Annotated in this window: 17 protein-coding genes; 7 read left to right on the top strand and 10 right to left on the bottom strand. The window is 71.0% G+C overall.

Going from position 1 to position 17158, the window contains the following annotated elements; translation table 11 throughout:
• Nucleotides 1–196: 196 nt before the first annotated feature.
• The 3 genes from QFZ58_RS18980 to pdhA are packed head-to-tail and all read right to left on the bottom strand — an operon-like array spanning nucleotide 197 to nucleotide 3773.
• A complete protein-coding gene (locus tag QFZ58_RS18980; protein WP_307126090.1) occupies nucleotides 197–1591 on the bottom strand; it encodes a dihydrolipoamide acetyltransferase family protein in 1395 nt (464 codons plus the stop codon).
• Entirely contained in the window at nucleotides 1591–2622 is a 1032-nt protein-coding gene (locus QFZ58_RS18975) for an alpha-ketoacid dehydrogenase subunit beta (protein WP_307126089.1), read from the bottom strand. The genes QFZ58_RS18980 and QFZ58_RS18975 overlap by 1 nt, the downstream gene beginning before the upstream one ends.
• Nucleotides 2619–3773 (bottom strand): pyruvate dehydrogenase (acetyl-transferring) E1 component subunit alpha, encoded by a 1155-nt coding sequence (gene pdhA / locus QFZ58_RS18970; RefSeq protein WP_307126088.1) that lies wholly within the window; start codon nucleotides 3771–3773, stop codon nucleotides 2619–2621. The genes QFZ58_RS18975 and pdhA overlap by 4 nt, the downstream gene beginning before the upstream one ends.
• A 211-nt stretch (nucleotides 3774–3984) precedes the next feature.
• Between pdhA and QFZ58_RS18965 the strand changes: the two genes are divergently transcribed.
• Entirely contained in the window at nucleotides 3985–4506 is a 522-nt protein-coding gene (locus QFZ58_RS18965) for an Lrp/AsnC family transcriptional regulator (RefSeq protein WP_307126087.1), read from the top strand.
• 73 nt (nucleotides 4507–4579) lie between these two features.
• Here QFZ58_RS18965 and QFZ58_RS18960 read toward each other — a convergent pair whose 3' ends face one another.
• Entirely contained in the window at nucleotides 4580–5173 is a 594-nt protein-coding gene (locus QFZ58_RS18960; protein ID WP_307126086.1) for a TetR/AcrR family transcriptional regulator, read from the bottom strand.
• A 123-nt stretch (nucleotides 5174–5296) separates the two neighbouring features.
• Here QFZ58_RS18960 and paaN point away from each other — a divergent pair, with 123 nt between their 5' ends.
• Nucleotides 5297–6997: a phenylacetic acid degradation protein PaaN gene (gene paaN, locus QFZ58_RS18955; RefSeq protein ID WP_307126085.1), complete on the top strand. Its 1701-nt coding sequence runs from the start codon at nucleotides 5297–5299 to the stop codon at nucleotides 6995–6997.
• An 88-nt stretch (nucleotides 6998–7085) separates the two neighbouring features.
• Here the strand turns inward: paaN and QFZ58_RS18950 are convergent, their stop codons facing one another.
• Genes QFZ58_RS18950 through QFZ58_RS18940 form a run of 3 tightly spaced genes read right to left on the bottom strand, consistent with a single transcriptional unit; the run spans nucleotide 7086 to nucleotide 10017 of the window.
• Entirely contained in the window at nucleotides 7086–7832 is a 747-nt protein-coding gene (locus QFZ58_RS18950) for a TrmH family RNA methyltransferase (RefSeq protein ID WP_373428567.1), read from the bottom strand.
• Nucleotides 7829–9100 carry an HTTM domain-containing protein gene (locus QFZ58_RS18945; RefSeq protein WP_307126084.1) on the bottom strand — a complete coding sequence of 424 codons (1272 nt, stop codon included), beginning with the start codon at nucleotides 9098–9100 and terminating at the stop codon, nucleotides 7829–7831. The genes QFZ58_RS18950 and QFZ58_RS18945 overlap by 4 nt, the downstream gene beginning before the upstream one ends.
• Nucleotides 9097–10017: a DUF5819 family protein gene (locus QFZ58_RS18940; RefSeq protein ID WP_307126083.1), complete on the bottom strand. Its 921-nt coding sequence runs from the start codon at nucleotides 10015–10017 to the stop codon at nucleotides 9097–9099. Before QFZ58_RS18940 ends, QFZ58_RS18945 begins: the two co-directional genes overlap by 4 nt.
• Before the next feature lie 115 nt (nucleotides 10018–10132).
• Between QFZ58_RS18940 and paaA the strand changes: the two genes are divergently transcribed.
• The 5 genes from paaA to QFZ58_RS18915 are packed head-to-tail and all read left to right on the top strand — an operon-like array spanning nucleotide 10133 to nucleotide 13696.
• Nucleotides 10133–11158: a 1,2-phenylacetyl-CoA epoxidase subunit PaaA gene (gene paaA / locus QFZ58_RS18935; RefSeq protein ID WP_307126082.1), complete on the top strand. Its 1026-nt coding sequence runs from the start codon at nucleotides 10133–10135 to the stop codon at nucleotides 11156–11158.
• Nucleotides 11155–11445 (top strand): 1,2-phenylacetyl-CoA epoxidase subunit PaaB, encoded by a 291-nt coding sequence (gene paaB / locus QFZ58_RS18930; RefSeq protein ID WP_307126081.1) that lies wholly within the window; start codon nucleotides 11155–11157, stop codon nucleotides 11443–11445. Before paaA ends, paaB begins: the two co-directional genes overlap by 4 nt.
• Nucleotides 11442–12143: a 1,2-phenylacetyl-CoA epoxidase subunit PaaC gene (gene paaC / locus QFZ58_RS18925; protein ID WP_307126080.1), complete on the top strand. Its 702-nt coding sequence runs from the start codon at nucleotides 11442–11444 to the stop codon at nucleotides 12141–12143. The genes paaB and paaC overlap by 4 nt, the downstream gene beginning before the upstream one ends.
• Nucleotides 12137–12634, top strand: a complete 498-nt coding sequence (gene paaD, locus QFZ58_RS18920; protein ID WP_307126079.1) for a 1,2-phenylacetyl-CoA epoxidase subunit PaaD — start codon at nucleotides 12137–12139, stop codon at nucleotides 12632–12634. Before paaC ends, paaD begins: the two co-directional genes overlap by 7 nt.
• Nucleotides 12635–13696 (top strand): 2Fe-2S iron-sulfur cluster-binding protein, encoded by a 1062-nt coding sequence (locus tag QFZ58_RS18915; RefSeq protein ID WP_307126078.1) that lies wholly within the window; start codon nucleotides 12635–12637, stop codon nucleotides 13694–13696.
• Nucleotides 13697–14121: 425 nt separating this feature from the next.
• On the opposite strand, the gene QFZ58_RS18910 is transcribed toward QFZ58_RS18915, so the two are convergent.
• From QFZ58_RS18910 to QFZ58_RS18900, 3 genes are read right to left on the bottom strand one after another with little or no spacing between them, the layout of a single operon-like run.
• Nucleotides 14122–14466, bottom strand: a complete 345-nt coding sequence (locus tag QFZ58_RS18910; RefSeq protein ID WP_307126077.1) for a rhodanese-like domain-containing protein — start codon at nucleotides 14464–14466, stop codon at nucleotides 14122–14124.
• Between the two features lie 45 nt (nucleotides 14467–14511).
• Nucleotides 14512–15492 (bottom strand): hypothetical protein, encoded by a 981-nt coding sequence (locus QFZ58_RS18905; protein WP_307126076.1) that lies wholly within the window; start codon nucleotides 15490–15492, stop codon nucleotides 14512–14514.
• Between the two features lie 57 nt (nucleotides 15493–15549).
• Nucleotides 15550–17016, bottom strand: coding sequence for a DUF2252 domain-containing protein (locus tag QFZ58_RS18900; RefSeq protein ID WP_307126075.1), 1467 nt, complete (start codon nucleotides 17014–17016; stop codon nucleotides 15550–15552).
• Nucleotides 17017–17158 lie beyond the last annotated feature (142 nt).

Below are 17158 nucleotides of genomic sequence, written 5' to 3'. Positions count from 1 at the left end.
CTGGCCGACCACGGCCACCGGCGTCTCCGAAAACCAGGCCCGGCCAGGAACACGGCCCGGCCGGGCCGGGCCGACCTGGTCGTGTCCGACCCCGCCGGAGCCGCGTCCAACCCCGAAGATCCGTGCGCGACCCTCGCCGAAGCCGGGTCCGACCCCGCTGGAGCCGTGTGCGCCCTCCGCCGGGAGCCGCGTCCGCTCACAACGTACGCAGCAGCACCGCCGGTTGTTCCACACAGTCGGCCACGTACCGCAGGAAGCCACCCGCGGTGCCGCCGTCACAGACTCGATGGTCGAAGGTGAGCGAGAGCTGGACGACCTGACGCACGGCCAGCTGCCCTTCGTGCACCCAGGGCTTCGGCACGATGCGGCCGACCCCGAGCATCGCCGCTTCCGGGTGGTTGATGATCGGTGTCGAGCCGTCGACACCGAACACCCCGTAGTTGTTCAGCGTGAACGTCCCGCCCGTCAGATCGGCGGGGGTCAGCTTCCCCGCCCGCCCCGCCTCGGTCAGCCGGCTGATCTCCGCGCCCATCGACTCCACATTGCGGGCATGCGCCCCGCGGACGACGGGTACCACCAGTCCCCGTTCGGTCTGGGCGGCGAATCCCAGGTGGATCTCCGGCAACCGTACGATCTCGCGGGCTTCGGCATCCACCGTGGCGTTGAGCTCGGGGAACCGGGCCAGAGCGGCCGTGCAGATACGGGCCAGCAGCGCGAGGACCGACACCTTCGGCGCGGCGGCTCCGCCACCGGCGCCGTTCATGGCGGCCCTCGCCGCCATCAGTTCGGTGGCATCGGCGTCGACCCAGCACGTGGCGTCCGGAATCTCCCGCCGGCTGCGCGCCAGTTTGTCAGCGACCGCGCCACGCACGCCGCGCAGCGGGACGCGCTCACCTGCCGCCTCAGCGACCGGACCGGCCACCGGGGCCGCTGCGGTGGCAGAACGCCCCGCGTCGCCCTTGATCGCGGATTCGACATCGGTGCGGAGGATCAGCCCGTCCCGCCCCGTACCCGTGATCTGCCGGAGGTCGAGTCCGTGTTCCCGCGCGAGCTTCCGTACCAATGGAGAAACGACAGCGACGGGCCCCCGTGTCTCCTCCGCGGCAGGAGCAGGATCGGCAACCGGCGTCGCCGCGGGCACCGAGGCAGGTGCCGGTGCGGAACGCGCGACCGCGGGGGCAGCCGTCACAGGCGTGGGCCTGACCCGGCGGCGCCGCGCGGCAGGAGCTCCCGTGCCGTAGCCCACCAGTACGTTGCCTGACGACTCGCCCGCCGGCTCGGGCCCGGTACCGGAAGCCGGCTCCGGGGCCGGCCCGGCAGCTTCTCGGCCCGTCCCTGGGGACGTCGATCCGACCGCCACGGTCAGCAGCGGGGCTCCGACGGGAAGCTCCGCGCCCTCCTCGCCGAACCTCGCCGTCACCACACCCCCGTACGGGCACGGCACCTCCACCATCGCCTTGGCCGTCTCGACCTCGACGACCGGCTGGTCGATGGCGACCACGTCGCCGACCTCCACCAGCCAGCGCACGATCTCCGCCTCGGTCAGTCCCTCGCCGAGGTCCGGCAGCTTGAATTCGAGCACCTGCGCCATCAGCTCTCGGCCTCCCACTGAAGACGGGCCACCGCGTCGAGCACCCGGTCCACGCCCGGCAGATGGTGGCGCTCCTGCATCGGCGGTGGGTACGGGATGTCGAATCCGGCTACACGCAGCACCGGAGCCTCCAGGTGGTGGAAGCACCTCTCGGTGACCCGCGCCGCGATCTCGCCGCCCGGTCCACCGAACCCGGAGGATTCATGAACGACCACCGCACGCCCTGTGCGCCGCACCGACGCGGCGACGGTCTCGTCGTCGAACGGCACCAGCGACCGCAGGTCGACCACTTCGAGGTCCCAGCCTTCGGACGTGGCGGCCTCCGCCGCCTCCATGCACACCGGGAGTGACGGCCCGTAGGTGATCAAGGTGGCGCTGCGGCCCGGGCGGCGCACCACTGCCCGTCCGATCGGCTCCACCGCTGCCGGCGCCTCCGGTGACCAGGCCGCCTTGGACCAATAGAGCCGCTTGGGCTCCAGGAAGACCACGGGATCGTCGGAGGCGATCGACTCCCTCAGCAGTCCGTACGCGTCCTCGACCGTGGCCGGCGTGACGACGTGCAGGCCCGGCGTCGCCATGTAGTAGGCCTCGGAGGAGTCGCTGTGGTGCTCGACGCCGCCGATTCCCCCGCCGTACGGCACCCGTACCGTGATCGGCAGGGGCATCGCACCCCCGGTGCGGTTCCTCATCTTGGCGACATGACTGATCAGCTGTTCGAACGCCGGGTAGGCGAAGGCGTCGAACTGCATCTCCACCACGGGCCGCAGTCCATACATCGCCATGCCGACGGCGGCGCCCAGAATGCCCGCCTCGGCCAGTGGTGTATCCGTACACCGGTCGTCGCCGAACTCCTTGGCCAGCCCGTCGGTGACCCTGAAGACCCCGCCGAGGGTGCCGACGTCCTCGCCGAGGACGTGCACCGTCGGGTCCGCGGCCATGGAGTCGCGCAGCGCGCGCCCGAGTGCCTGCGCCATCGTGGCGGGCCTGACCGAGCCGGTCCGCTCACCGACGGCTGCCGCAGCCGTGGTCATCGCCTCTCCTCCGCGCCGCTCTCGTCGTGCCCGGCCTCCAGCTCGGCCCTCAGCCGGGCAGCCTGCTCACGCAGTTGCTCGGTCTGCTGCTCGTAGACGTGGGTGAACATGTCCATCGGGTCGAGCACCGGATCGGCATTCATCTGCTCACGCAGTCCTGCGGCCATCCGCTCGGCCGCCTCCCGAACCGCCCCGATGCGCTCCTCGTCCAGCAGTCCCCGCCCGGTCAGAGCACGCTCCAGCAGCTGGATCGGGTCGTGCGCACGCCAGGCCTCCACCTCGCTGTCACCGCGGTACCGGGTGGCGTCGTCGGCATTCGTATGGGCTTCCATGCGGTAGGTGACCGCCTCGACCAGCGTCGGCCCTTCGCCGCGCCTGGCCCTCGCCACCGCTTCACCCAGGACCTGGTGCACCGCGACCGCGTCGTTGCCGTCGACCAGCCGGCCTGGCATCCCGTACCCCACGGCCTTGTGGGCGAGGGACGGCGCAGCGGTCTGCTTGGCCAGTGGCACGGAGATGGCGAAGCCGTTGTTCTGCACGAGGAAGACGACCGGAGCTCGCCAGACGGCCGCGAAGTTCAGCGCCTCGTGGAAGTCGCCCTCGCTCGTCCCGCCGTCACCCACCATGGCGAGCGCCACCACATCGTCACCCTTGAGCCGCGCCGCGTGAGCCAGGCCCACCGCGTGCGGCAGCTGGGTGGCCAGCGGGGTGCACAGCGGGGCGATGCGGTGCTCGCGCGGGTCGTATCCGGTGTGCCGGTCTCCGCGCAGCAGGGTCAGTGCATCGACCGGGTCCAGGCCACGCGCCACGGCGGCAAGCGTGTCCCGGTAACTGGGAAAGAGCCAGTCACGCTCCTCCAGGACGAGCGCCGCCGCGACCTCGCAGGCTTCCTGGCCGGTGCTGGACGGGTACACGGCGAGCCGGCCCTGTTTGGTCAGGGCGGTGGCCTGGGCGTTGTACCTCCGGCCTCGCACCAGCTCGGCGTAGAGGCGCAGCAGCAGCTCGGGATCCGCTTCGGCTGCGGCTTCCGTGCCGAGCACCCGGTACGGCTCGGGGTCCGGGAGCAGCGGCGCGGGGTCGGTGAGCGGCTTCCAGGCCGGGGGCGGCGTGGGCCGGTAAGCGGCCGTGCCGGGCAGCTCTTGGACCGTCATGAGAAGCACCTCCTGGCATCGCGATAGATCGAGGGGTGTCGAAATCTGCAGGAATGTCGAGGCGGGAGTGAGGCGCCTGGGTGGTGGGCCCCACCTACCGATTGTTCGGTCGTGGACGCATTTTGGCTACAGGCGCCGTCAGCCTGTGGACAAACGGTTCTCCACAGCCTGGGATAGGGGCAGGTCGTCCACAACAGGGAGGCACGGGCAGATGGCCGCTGAACAAATGGCCGACGGCGGCGGCGATCCCGGCCAGGCACCGCCCGCCCGGCCGCTCGACCCGGTCGACCGCGACATCCTCCGCATACTGCAGACGGACGGCCGCGCCTCGATACGCGCCGTCGCCGAGCGCGTCCACGTGTCGCGCGCCAACGCCTACGCCCGCATCAACCGACTCGTCGAGGACGGGGTGATCCGCGGCTTCAGCGCCCGGGTCGATCACGAACGGGCGGGGCAGGGAGCCTCTGCGTACATCACGCTGAAGATCGTCCAGAACTCGTGGCGCACCGTGCGCGAGCAGCTTCAGGCACTGCCGGGCGCCACCCACATAGCGCTGGTCAGCGGCGACTTCGATGTCCTGCTCCTCGTGCACACGCCGGACAACCGGGCACTGCGGGAGCTGGTACTCACCAGGATCCAGGCCATACCGGAGGTGCTGTCCACCCGCACCCTGCTGGTGTTCGAGGAAACCGACCTCGGTCCGCACCCCGACCGGCCGGCCGAGCTCACCTAGGCCTGCCGGTCCCTGGCGGCCGACGCGGGACCGGGTGCGCCGAGCCTGTCGTGGCCGTGTGCGACGATCCCGATCAGCGGCTGGCCCGCATCCCCTCGAAAGCCAGCTGCACGACCGTGTCGGCCAGCTGCTCCTCCTCCGGTGATCCGCCCGGCTGCGGGCGGTACCACTCGACCAGGGAATTCACCATGCCGAAAAGCAGCCGGGTGGCCAGGCGTATGTCGACGTCGGCGCGGAGATCACCGTCCGTGACGGCGGCCTTGAGCAGCTCGGACACCCGCTGGTCGAACTCACGCCGCCGCTCCAGCGCCCAGCGCTCGGTCTTCGTGTTGCCCCGGACGCGCAGCAGCAACGTGACGTAGGGCAGTTCGCCCATCAGGACCTCGACGGTGCGGCGCGTGACGTACTCGACCCGTGCGATCGCCCGCCCCCGCGTCGCACCCGGCTCCTCGAGGATGCCGAACAGACCGTCGAGCGCACGGCTCACCGCACGGCGCAGCAGCTCTTCCTTGCCCGCCACATGGTGGTAGATCGACGACTTGGAGATGCCGGCCGCCTTGGAGAGGTGCTCCATGGACGTGCCGTCGTAGCCGCGCTCGTTGAAGACACGGACGGCAACGGTGAGGAGGGTTTCCGGTGTGTACGTGTCCCGCTTGGCCGTGGTCATGCCCGCGATCCTCCCCCATGAGTCATCCACAGGTTCCTTGGGGCCCCTTGTCCCGACCGATCGTTCGGTTACTCTAACTCCGTCCGCACATCCCTGCCCGGCTCGACGAGGAGTTGGTCCGTCATGGCCGCCGAGCTTTCCCCCGAGAAGCTGTCCGAGACCCACCGTCCGACGCTCGACCAGGCACTCGACGCGATCCGTACGCGCGCCTACTGGTCCCCGCACCCCGAGCATCCGAAGGCCTACGGCGAGGGCGGCCTCCCCGGCAGCCTGGGAGCGGCCGAGGGCAAGGCCGCGTTCGACGCCGTGCTGAACACCCGGCTGGACCTCGGTCAGCCCGGCACCGACGGCTGGACGGGCGGCGAGGTCTCGCCGTACGGGCCGGAGCTCGGCGTCGAGTATCCGCACGTCGACCCGGACGTCCTGCTCCCGGCGATGCACGCCGCCATGAGCGACTGGCGGGCGGCCGGGCCGGAGACCAGGGCCCTGGTCTGTCTGGAGATCCTCGCGAGGATCAGCGCCCGTACCCATGAGCTGGCCCACGCCGTCATGCACACGAGCGGGCAGGCGTTCGTGATGGCCTTCCAGGCGGGCGGCCCGCACGCGCAGGACCGCGGCCTGGAGGCCGTGGCGTACGCATACGCGGAGCAGACACGCACGCCGTCGGCCGCCGACTGGTCCAAACCCCAGGGCAAGCGAGATCCGCTCGAACTGCACAAGTCCTACACGGCGGTCGGCCGCGGCATCTCGCTGCTGATCGGCTGCAACACCTTCCCCACCTGGAACGGCTACCCGGGCCTCTTCGCCTCGCTGGCCACCGGCAATCCGGTGCTGGTCAAGCCGCACCCGCGGGCGGTGCTGCCGCTCGCGCTCACCGTCCAGCTGGCGCGTGAGGTGCTGAGCGAGGCGGGCTTCGACCCGAACCTCGTCGCGCTGGCCGCGGAACGGCCCGGTGAGGGCATCGCCAAGACCCTGGCGGTACGACCCGAGATCAAGATCATCGACTACACGGGTTCCACCGCCTTCGGTGACTGGCTGGAGGCCAACGCCAGGCAGGCCCAGGTCTACACGGAGAAGGCCGGCGTCAACACGATCGTCGTCGACTCCACCGACAACTACCGGGGCATGCTCTCCAACCTGGCCTTCTCCCTCTCCCTCTACAGCGGTCAGATGTGCACCACCCCGCAGAACCTGCTCATCCCCCGGGACGGCGTGACGACCGACGCGGGCCCCAAGACCTACGAGGACGTGGTGACGGACGTCGCCGAGGCCGTGAGCGGACTCCTCGGTGACGACGCCCGCGCCAACGGACTGCTCGGCGCCCTGGTCAACCCGGACGTGCAGGCGCGTCTTGAAGCGGCCGGGGAACTGGGCGAGGTCGCCCTCGCCTCCCGGGCGGTGGCCAACCCGGACTTCCCTGACGCGGTCGTGCGGACGCCGGTGCTCGTCAAGTTCGACGGCACCAAGCCCGACGACGGGGCCGCCTACCTCTCCGAGTGCTTCGGGCCGGTTTCGTTCGCGGTCGCCGTCGAATCGACGACCGCCGCACTCGACCTGCTGCGCCGCACCGTCCGGGAACAGGGCGCGATGACGGTGGGCGCGTACACCACGTCCCCGGAGGTGGAGCGGGCGGTGGAGGACGTCTGTTTCGACGAATCGGCTCAGCTCTCGCTGAATCTCACGGGCGGGGTGTACGTCAACCAGACCGCGGCGTTCTCCGACTTCCACGGCTCGGGCGGCAATCCTGCTGCCAATGCGGCCCTGTGCGACGGCGCGTTCGTGTCCAACCGTTTCCGCGTGGTGGAGGTCCGCCGCCAGGCCTGACGCACCGCCGCGTAGCGCCTTGCCCCGCCGTGGCAGCAAGGCGATGCGCGGCGGCCGGTGGAGCGGGGGCCGGGCGACGGTCCGCCCGTCACGCGCTCGGGGGCTCAGGAATATCCGCGTATCGCTGCACCCACGCATGCATGGCGATGGCCGCCGCCGCACCCGCGTTGATCGAACGTGTGGAGCCGAACTGCGCGATGGAGCACACCATCGTCGCGTGCTCGCGGGCTTCCTCCGTCAGCCCCGGGCCTTCCTGCCCGAACAGCAGCACGCACCGCCTGGGCAGTTCCGTGCGTTCCAGGGGCACGGCACCGGGAAGGTTGTCGATTCCGATGATCGGCAGCCCCTCGGCGGCCGCCCATGCGGTCAGGTCGGCGGTGTCCGGATGGTGACGCACGTGCTGGTAGCGATCGGTGACCATCGCGCCCCGCCGGTTCCAGCGCCGCCGGCCCACGATGTGGATCTCCTTGGCGAGGAAGGCGTTGGCCGTGCGCACCACCGAGCCGATGTTGAAGTCGTGGCCCCAGTTCTCCACCGCCACATGGAAGTCGTGCCGGCGCAGGTCGAGATCGGCGACGATCGCCTCGCGCGTCCAGTACCGGTAGGCGTCGCCCACATTGCGCCGGTCGCCCCGGGCGAGCAGCTCTGCGTCGTAGCGCTCGCCTTCTGGCCAGGGCAGCGGATGCGGGCCGACGCCGATCTCGTTGCCGTACCCGTCGTCGTACTGGATCGGCTCCGTGGACGCGTCGGTCCCGGTGGGCCGATCGGGCCCCTCGGACGGATCGGGGCCCGCTGCCACCTGGGGCTCTTCTGCACTACCGGTCTCGCTGGTCACCCGACGAGCGTATGGTCCCCGCCACCACCGCGGCGCAGGGGCTCCCTCTCGCCGTCCTCCGCCCGCCGCTGTCCCGGCAGCCGGACTCTTCCCGCAGCCCGGGAGACCAGCCGCTGCCGGCCGAACGTCACCTTGCCGCCCAGCCACACCAGGAAGACCGTCGGCAGGAAGACGGCGTCCGCGGCGATCATCGCCATGGAGAAGAAGGGCAGGCCGAGCAGCACGGCGATTCCGGCGTGCTCCCCGATCATGACGACCAGCAGGACGTTCTTGACCCGCCGGTTGAACAGGGTGAACGGGAAGGCGACCTGCACGATGACCGTGGCGTACGTCAGCACCATCACCACCAGAGCGCTGGACGCGAACAGGTTCGAGAGCTCCGGCCACGGGGTGAAGTAGTCCAGCTTGAGCGGATAGTAGAGCGCTGTACCGTCCTGCCAGCGGGATCCCTGGATCTTGTACCAGCCGGCGGTCGCGTAGATCAGGCAGACCTCGGCCATGATCACGAGGAGGGCGGCGCTGTGGGCGAGATTGGCCATGACGTCGAGCAGGGTGCGCAGCTCACGGTCGGGTGCGTAGCGGCTCATGGCCCACCAGAGACCGTTGCCCAGCCACAGCACCCACAGGAGCGACGGGAGCCACCAGGTGCCGCCGAGTCCGCTCGCCAGCGTGGCCGGCACCAGCACCGAACCGGACACGGCCCACAGGGCCGGGCCCGCGACGTCCATGGCCGGCCGGTGCCCTGCCGCGCGGCGTGCGGCGTCCCGTGCGGCCCGTCCCGCGTCCAGTGACCAGACACGGGCGCAGCGCGTGAGCACCAGGTAGACGGCCATCAGGTGGATGACGTTGTCACCGCCGTCCCCCATGAAGATGCTGCGGTTCTGCAGGGAGAGCACCCCCACCATGAACACGACGGACGTGGCGCGGGTCCGCCAGCCGACCATGAAGAGGGCCGCGGAGACCAGCGTGAGTCCGTAGACGGCCTCGAACCAGATCGCGCTGTCCGACCACATCAGGGCGGTGAAGGCTTCGTTGCCGGCGATGAGCTCCCGCGCCATGTCCCAACGCCACGGGCTGTCGGGGCCGTACAACTCGCGGCGGTGCGGGAACTCACGCAGCAGGAACAGCAGATACGTGGCGGAGACACCGATCCGGACGACGGCGCTCTGGTACGCGCCCAGCGGCGCCGCGGTGACGCGCTGGACAGCGCGGGAGAGGGAGTGGTCGGTGGTCGGCACGCCGCTGCGCGCCTCGACGGGGTCGCTCACTTCTCCCCCTCCTCCCCGCTCGACGCCTGATCCGTTCCGGCGTTGCCCGGAAGGTCCGACGGGGTCACGGTCCACCACGGGAGCACCCGGTAGTTCGGCTTCGTACCGATCTTCTCGTCGCTCCACGCCGGCGCACCGACAGAACGCACGGAGGACCGCACCTGGATCCGCTCGACCGTGCCCCCGTAGTCGTGCTCGGAGAGGCGGAGCATCACGATCCGGCGGATGTAGCGCTCGGAGAGTTCTCCGCGCAGGCCGTTGGGGCGGTTCTCGTCGTCGTGGGAGCCGGTGTAGAAGTCCCAGGCCCGGCGCAGTTCGTTCTGGTGGACGTGGCTGGGGAGCGGGTTGCCGCGGATCGCCTCGCCGTCCTCGTGGGAAAGACTCATCCAGCGCGTCGTGCTGCGGCCGTCCGAGCCGGCCACCTCTGCCCGCACGTGCACGGCGATGTTCTGCTGCAGCGGATTGGGAGCGAACAGCTTCCAGTTCTGCTCGAACTCCGGATAGATCCACGTGCTGATGGCCTCGCCGTGCTGCTTCGTCAGCGTGTTGGACGGGGCGACGTGCAGAAAGACCATGGCGAGGTGGACGCAGGCGGCCATCCCCAGCACGGACAGCGTCAGCGCCGCCACGATCTGGTAGGGAAGCGAGAGACCGGCTATGCCGCCACCCTCACGACACGGGGCTGCTCCCTGACCGACGGCCGACGTGCCGTCCGCCACCGGGTCCGGTCGGCTGTCCGGCCCGGCGCCAGGTATCACCGCGGGTTCGGCGTCCGCGTCCGCCGCGTGACCGCCGAGTTCCGAGTGCGGAACGGCTGTCCCGGGACCGCCGCTCGAAGTGGCGTCCCTTCGGCGCGACACCTCCGGCCAGGCGAGCTTCTCCTCGCTGCCGGCACGCCCACCGTGGTCCGCATCCATCCCGCCCCGATCACCGTCGATCACCGCTCAGTCATCCACAGGGTTGACACCCTACGGGCCTCCGACTCACCATTGAAGTCAAGGAACCGAACGATCGGTCGGTAGGGAGCCCGGGATGGCGACAGTGACTACGGACACGACGACGCAGGGAACGGCGGACGCGGCAGCGGCGGACGAGGCGCGCCTGGCGGCCTTCGACGCCGCTGTCGCGGCCGACGACCGGATCGAGCCGCGGGACTGGATGCCCGACGCGTACCGGGCCTCGCTGGTCCGCCAGATGGCGCAGCACGCGCACTCCGAGATCATCGGCATGCAGCCCGAGGCCAACTGGATCACGCGAGCGCCCTCGCTGCGCCGCAAGGCGATCCTGATGGCGAAGGTGCAGGACGAGGCCGGACACGGGCTGTACCTCTACAGCGCGACCGAGACCCTGGGCACCAGCCGCGAGGAGCTGCTCGACAAACTGCACGCCGGCCGGCAGCGCTACTCCTCCATCTTCAACTACCCGACGCTGACCTGGGCCGACGTGGGTGCGATCGGCTGGTTGGTGGACGGCGCCGCCATCACCAACCAGGTGCCGCTCTGCCGGTGTTCCTACGGGCCCTACGCCCGCGCGATGGTCCGGATCTGCAAGGAGGAGTCCTTCCACCAGCGTCAGGGGTACGAACTGCTGCTCGCCCTCAGCCGGGGGACGCCCGCCCAGCACGAAATGGCGCAGGACGCGGTGAACCGCTGGTGGTGGCCGTCACTCATGATGTTCGGCCCCCCCGACGACGCCTCGGCGCACTCGGCGCAGTCGACGGCCTGGAAGATCAAGCGCCACTCCAACGACGAATTGCGACGGCGCTTCGTCGACATCTGTGTCCCCCAGGCGCAGGCGCTCGGCCTCACCCTCCCCGACCCCGACATCCGGTGGAACGAGGAGCTCGGGCAGCACGACTACGGAGCGATCGACTGGACGGAGTTCCAGGAGGTCCTCAAGGGCAACGGCCCCTGCAACGAAGAGCGGATCGCCCAGCGTCGCAGGGCCCACGAGGAGGGCGCCTGGGTCCGCGACGCAGCGTCGGCATACGCAGACAGACACGCGGCACGGCCCAGGACGTCCGGGGCGACCGCAGAGGCCGTGGAGGCGACCGCATGAGCAGCTCGACCGACTGGCCCCTGTGGGAGGTGTTCGTGCGCTCCCGTCGCGGGCTGTCCCACACCCACGCGGGCAGCCTGCACGCGCCGGACGCCCAGATGGCCCTGCGCAACGCCCGGGATCTGTACACACGCCGCTCGGAGGGCGTCTCGCTGTGGGTGGTGCCGTCGACGGAGATCACCGCCTCCTCGCCCGACGAGAAGGACTCCTTCTTCGAACCGGCCGGGGACAAGCCCTACCGTCACCCCACGTTCTACGAGATCCCCGAAGGGGTGAAGCACCTGTGACCGCCGCCCTCGCCCTCGGCGACGACGCGTTGGTGCTTTCGCACCGTCTGGGGGAGTGGGCGGGTCACGCCCCCGTCCTGGAAGAGGAAGTGGCCCTCGCCAACATCGCCCTGGACCTGCTGGGCCAGGCGCGGATGCTGCTCTCGTTCGTCGGGGACGAGGACGAGCTGGCGTTCCTCCGCGAGGAGCGGTCCTTCCGCAACGTCCAGCTCGTGGAGCAGCCGAACGGCGACTTCGCCCACACCATGGCGCGCCAGCTCTACTTCTCGGTCTACCAGCACCTGCTGTACGGGCAGCTGGCCGCCGGGACAGGCGAGTTCGCCGACCTTTCGGCGAAGGCCGTCAAGGAGGTCGCCTACCACCGTGACCACGCCGAGCAGTGGATCCTGCGGCTGGGAGACGGCACGGCCGAGAGCCACGGTCGCATGCAGGCCGGTCTGGACGCCCTGTGGCGGTTCACCGGCGAGCTGTTCGAACCGGTCGAGGGCCTGGACGTCGACTGGACGTCGCTGCGGAGCGATTGGGCGACCGCCGTCGGCTCCGTGGTCGAGCGGGCCACCCTGGCCCTCCCCTCGGGCCCACAGGCCGGGGCGTGGACCGCGGGGGCCGGCCGGCAGGGACTGCACACCGAGCCGTTCGGGCGGATGCTCGCCGAGATGCAGCACCTGCACCGCAGCCACCCGGGGGCGTCATGGTGACGGAGACCCTGCTGGAACAGGAGCTCCACCGGCTCGCGGGCTCGGTACCTGACCCCGAGCTGCCGGTCCTCACCCTGGACGAGCTCGGGGTGCTCCGCGGCGTGCGGATGGAAGGGCCCGGCCGCGTCACGGTTCAGCTCACACCGACCTATACGGGCTGCCCGGCGATCGAGAGCATGTCCGCCGACATCGAGCGGGTACTGCACGACCACGGCGTGCCCGAGGTCTCCGTGGTCATCGTGCTGGCTCCGGCGTGGTCGACGGACGACATCAGTGACGACGGGCGTCGCAAGCTGGCGGAGTTCGGCATAGCGCCACCACGCCCCCAGGGCGGGCCGTCCGGGCCGGTGCCGCTGACTCTCTCGGTGCGCTGCCCGCACTGCGGCTCCACGGACACGGAGCTGTTGAGCCGGTTCTCCTCCACGGCGTGCAAGGCGCTGCGCCGTTGCGTGGACTGCCGTGAACCGTTCGACCACTTCAAGGAGTTGTAGATGTTCCATCCGCTCCGGGTCAGCGCGATCGAACGGATCACGGACGACGCGGTGGCCGTCACCTTCGCCGTACCGCCCGCGCTGCGCGAGACCTTCCGCCACACCCCGGGCCAGCACCTGAATGTGCGCTACAGCGTCGGTGGCGAGGAGATGCGCAGGTCGTACTCGATCTGTGCGCCTGCCACCGAGCAGCCGGACCCCCCGGTGCTGCGGGTGGGCATCCGCATGGTCGACGGCGGCGCGTTCTCCACGTACGCCCTCAAGGAACTGGCGGTCGGTGACGAGGTGGAGGCCATGCCTCCGACGGGCCGCTTCGTCCTTGCTCCCCGCCCTGGCCACTTCGCGGCGATCGTCGGGGGCAGCGGCATCACGCCGGTGCTGTCGATCGCGGCGACGCTGCTGGCCCGGGAGCCCGACGCCCGGTTCTGCCTGATCCGCAGCGACCGGACAGCGGCCTCGACGATGTTCCTCGACGAGGTGGCGGACCTCAAGGACCGCTATCCGGACCGCTTCCAGCTGGTGACCGCGCTGTCCCGTGAGGAGCAGGCCGCAGGGCTGCCCTCCGGCCGACTCGACCGCGGACGGCTCAGCGGGCTGCTGCCCGCGCTGGTGTCCGTGCCCGATGTGGAGGGCTGGTTCCTGTGTGGGCCGTTCGGCCTGGTCCGGGAGGCCGAGGGTGCCCTGCGGGCGCTCGGCGTCGACCGGTCCCGCATCCACCAGGAGATCTTCCACGTGGCCGACGAGAAGGCGGCCACGCCGACGGCCGCCCGGGCAACCACTCCGGCGGAGAGCACGCTCACGGCCACGCTCGACGGACGCTCCGGAAGCTGGCCGGTCCAGGACGGCGAATCGCTGCTGGACACGGTCCTGCGAAGCCGCTCGGACGCCCCTTACGCCTGCAAGGGCGGCGTCTGCGGTACGTGCCGCGCCTTCCTGGTGTCGGGCGAGGTGCGGATGGACCGCAACTTCGCGCTGGAACCCGAGGAGACGGGGGCGGGCTTCGTGCTCGCCTGCCAGTCGCATCCCGTCACCCCGGAGGTGGAGATCGACTTCGATCGCTGACGGTCCGCGTACCACCGGGCCCCTCCGGCCGCCCAGCCTGAGCGCGGGCCCGGGCCCGTACGTCCGCGCCCGGCCGCCCGAACAGTCGGCACGGGCTGAAGGGCCCGGACGCGAGCTCGAGGTTCCAGGACGGGATCGCAAGCTCGAGGCCCCGGGACGCGATCGCGAGCTTGGGGCTCCAGGACGGGATCGCGAGCCTGAGGTTCCAGGTACGGGACCGCCGCGAGCTAGAGGTTCAGGCACGGGATCCGGGGTTCCGGACGTGGGCCGAGGCCGACCAAAGGGCTGACAGTGCTCCCGTGCCCGCCGTCGGCCCTCGGCCGTGCCCGCCATCGACCCTCGGTCGGCGCCCGGGTTGCCCCGGCCGCCCAGCCCTCCGGGCCCGGCCCCGCTCTCGCCCCCGTCCCGAGGACGGGGGCCGGACGTCACAGGACGAAGGCGGGCTTCCCGCTGTCCGTGACCATCGGACGCCCTGCGCCGTCCCAGGCCAGCATCCCGCCGTCGATGTTCACCGCGTCGATGCCCTGCTGCACCAGGTACTGGGTGACCTGGGCGGAGCGGCCACCGACACGGCACATCACGTGGACGCGCCGCCCGTCGTCGGCCGCTTCGGTCAGCTCACCGATGCGGCTCACGAAGTCGCTCATGGGGATGTGCAGCGCCCCGTCGACGTGCCCGGCCGCCCATTCGTCGTTCTCCCGCACGTCCAGCACGAAGCCGTCCGACGGCACCGCCGCGACATCCACCGAGGGCAGCGGAGCGAAATTCATGGGTCATGCCTTCTCTCGTACGTACGCGCCAGGTCACGGGAAACGCTACTGCACCAGCTCCGTCAGCTCGGCCTCGCGCTGGGCGACGTCGGCCAGAAGCTTCTCCGCGATGTCGTCCAGCAGCCTGTCGGGGTCGTCCGGCGCCATCCGCAGCATGGAGCCGATCGCGCTCTCCTCCAGCTCCTGTGCCAGGGCCGACAGCAGTTCCTTACGGCGACTCAGCCACTCCAGCCGGGCGTAGAGCTCCTCGCTCTCGCTCAGCTGGAACTCCGGCGCGACCGGCCCGGCCGCCCACTCCGCGGCCAGTTCCTGCAACAGCGCGACGTCGCCACGTCCGTATGCCGCGTTGACGCGCGCGATGAACTCATCGCGCCTGGCCCGCTCCGTCTCGTCCGGTGCCAGGTCCGGGTGGGACGTGCGGACCAGCTCCCTGTACAGCTTGCGCGCCTCCTCGCTCGGCCTGACGCGCTTCGGCGGCCGGACGGGCTGCTCGGTGAGCATGGCCGCCGCCTCCGGCGACAACCCGTCGGAGTCCATCCAGTCGTGGAAGAGTTCCTCGACCCCCGGCATCGGCATGACGATCGCCCGGGCCTCCTGGGCCTTGCGCAGATCCTCCGGATCGCCCGTCCTCGCGGCCCGCGCCTCCGCGATCTGCGCGTCGAGCTCGTCCAGACGCGCGTACATCGGGCCGAGCTTCTGGTGGTGCAGCCGGGAGAAGTTCTCGACCTCGACGCGAAAGGTCTCCACCGCGATCTCGAACTCGATCAGCGCCTGCTCCGCCACCCTGACGGCCTTCGCGAGCCGCTCCTCGGGCCGGGGCGCTTCCGGCCGGTCCTCGGGCGCTGCTTCGGGCCCTGCGCCGGTCGTGTCCCCAGGGTGGTGCACGGCCTCCGGCTCGTCGTCCGGGCCGCCCAGCAGGTCGGCGGGGGCCACGCCGGGCGCGTCCTGCGGCTCGCTCGGCCGGTCCTGGCCCTGCGGGTCTTCGTCGTTCCGGGAGGTCGGCACCCCGGCGGCTTCTTGGCTCACCCGTCCAGCGTATGGCCATGGCCCGCACCGTGGGGACGCACGGTGGCAGCGGGCCCGCTACACGCCGAGCTCGGCGGCTATGCGGCCGTCGCGGACCGCGCGCACGAGCTCGGCATGGTCCGCCTCCGTCCGGTCCGCGTACGTCACCGCGAAATCGGCCACGGCGTCGTCCAGCTCGGTGTTCTTCCCGCAGTAGCCCGCGAGCAGCCGGGGGTCGGCACTGTGGGCATGGGCCCGGGCCAGCAGCGCGCCGGTCATCCGCCCGTAGTCGTCCACCTGGTCCGCCGCGAGCGCGGCCGGATCCACGCTCCCCTTACGGTTCCTGAACTGGCGCACCTGGTAGGGCCGGCCCTCGACCTCGGCCCAGCCGAGCAGTATGTCGCTGACCACCTGCATCCGCTTCTGCCCGAGCACCACCCGGCGCCCTTCGTGCGCCACCTCCGGCACCTCGAAGCCTGCCTGGGGAAGGTAGGGGTTGAGGGCGGAGGGCCGGGCTTCCTTCACCTGGAGGACCAGCGGCTCACCATGGTGATCGAGCAGCAGCACGACGTAGGACCGGGTGCCCACACTGCCCGTTCCGACCACGCGGAAGGCCACGTCGTGGATCGCGTAGCGGGCGAGCAGCGGAGTGCGGTCCTCCGAGAGCGTCGAGAGGTATCCCCCGAGGCCGGCCGCGACCGCCGCGGCCTCCGCGTCCGGCACCCGCCGCAGCACGGGCGGTGCGTCGACGAAGCGGCGACCGCCGTCCTCGCACTCCTCCGTCGACCGGGCGGCGAAGCGGGCGCTCGTGTTGTTGCGGGCCTTGGCCGAGACCCGTTCCAACGTGCCCACCAGGTCCCGCGCGTCCGTGTGGGAGACGAGCTCCTCGTCCGCGATGGCGTTCCACGCGTCGAGCGCGGACAGCCGGGCCAGCAGACGCATCGTGCGCCGGTAGGCCCCCACCGTGTCGTACGCACCCTGCCGGCAGGTGTCCTCGTCCGCGCCCGCCTCGCGACCCGCGAGGACGAGAGATGTGGCGAGCCGCTTGAGATCCCATTCCCACGGGCCGAACACTGTCTCGTCGAAGTCGTTGAGATCGATGACCAGATTGCCGCGTGCATCGCCGTACAGGCCGAAGTTGGCCGCGTGCGCGTCGCCGCACAGCTGAGCGCCCACGCCCGTGACCGGAGTGCCCACCAGATCGTGGGCCATCAACCCGGCGGAACCGCGCAGAAAGGCGAACGGGGTCGCGGCCATCCGCCCCACCCGGACAGGGGTGAGGCCGGGCACCCTGCCACGGCTCGACTCCTCCACGGCCTGCACCGCGTCGGGCCGGCCACCGGGCAGGACCAGGGAGCTGTGCGAGGACCGCGGCACCTGACGCCTCAGTGCCTTGCCCACTGCCTTCGGCGATTGCTCATGGTCTTCCCCCGGCCGCGATCCTCTGGCCGCACGCTGAGCGAACCCGGGCACGACCGGTATGCGCGCTTCTCCGGATCCCGCCCGCCGCACAGGCACCGGCACCGTCTCCTCGACCTCGCTCATGGAGCGCCGCCTTTCTCGCCCTCGCCGCTGTCCCGCCCGACATCCACTGCGGACGAACGTACATCTGTGCCGCGACAGCCGTCTTCCCCTGTGGACGACTCCCGACGGGCCCGGGGCCGGGGGTTCGGCACCCGAAGGAACA

This window comes from Streptomyces sp. B1I3, assembly GCF_030816615.1.
GTDB lineage: Bacteria > Actinomycetota > Actinomycetes > Streptomycetales > Streptomycetaceae > Streptomyces.
Note: the sequence above shows the minus strand (reverse complement) of the source record. Positions and strands in the feature narration are given on the sequence as shown.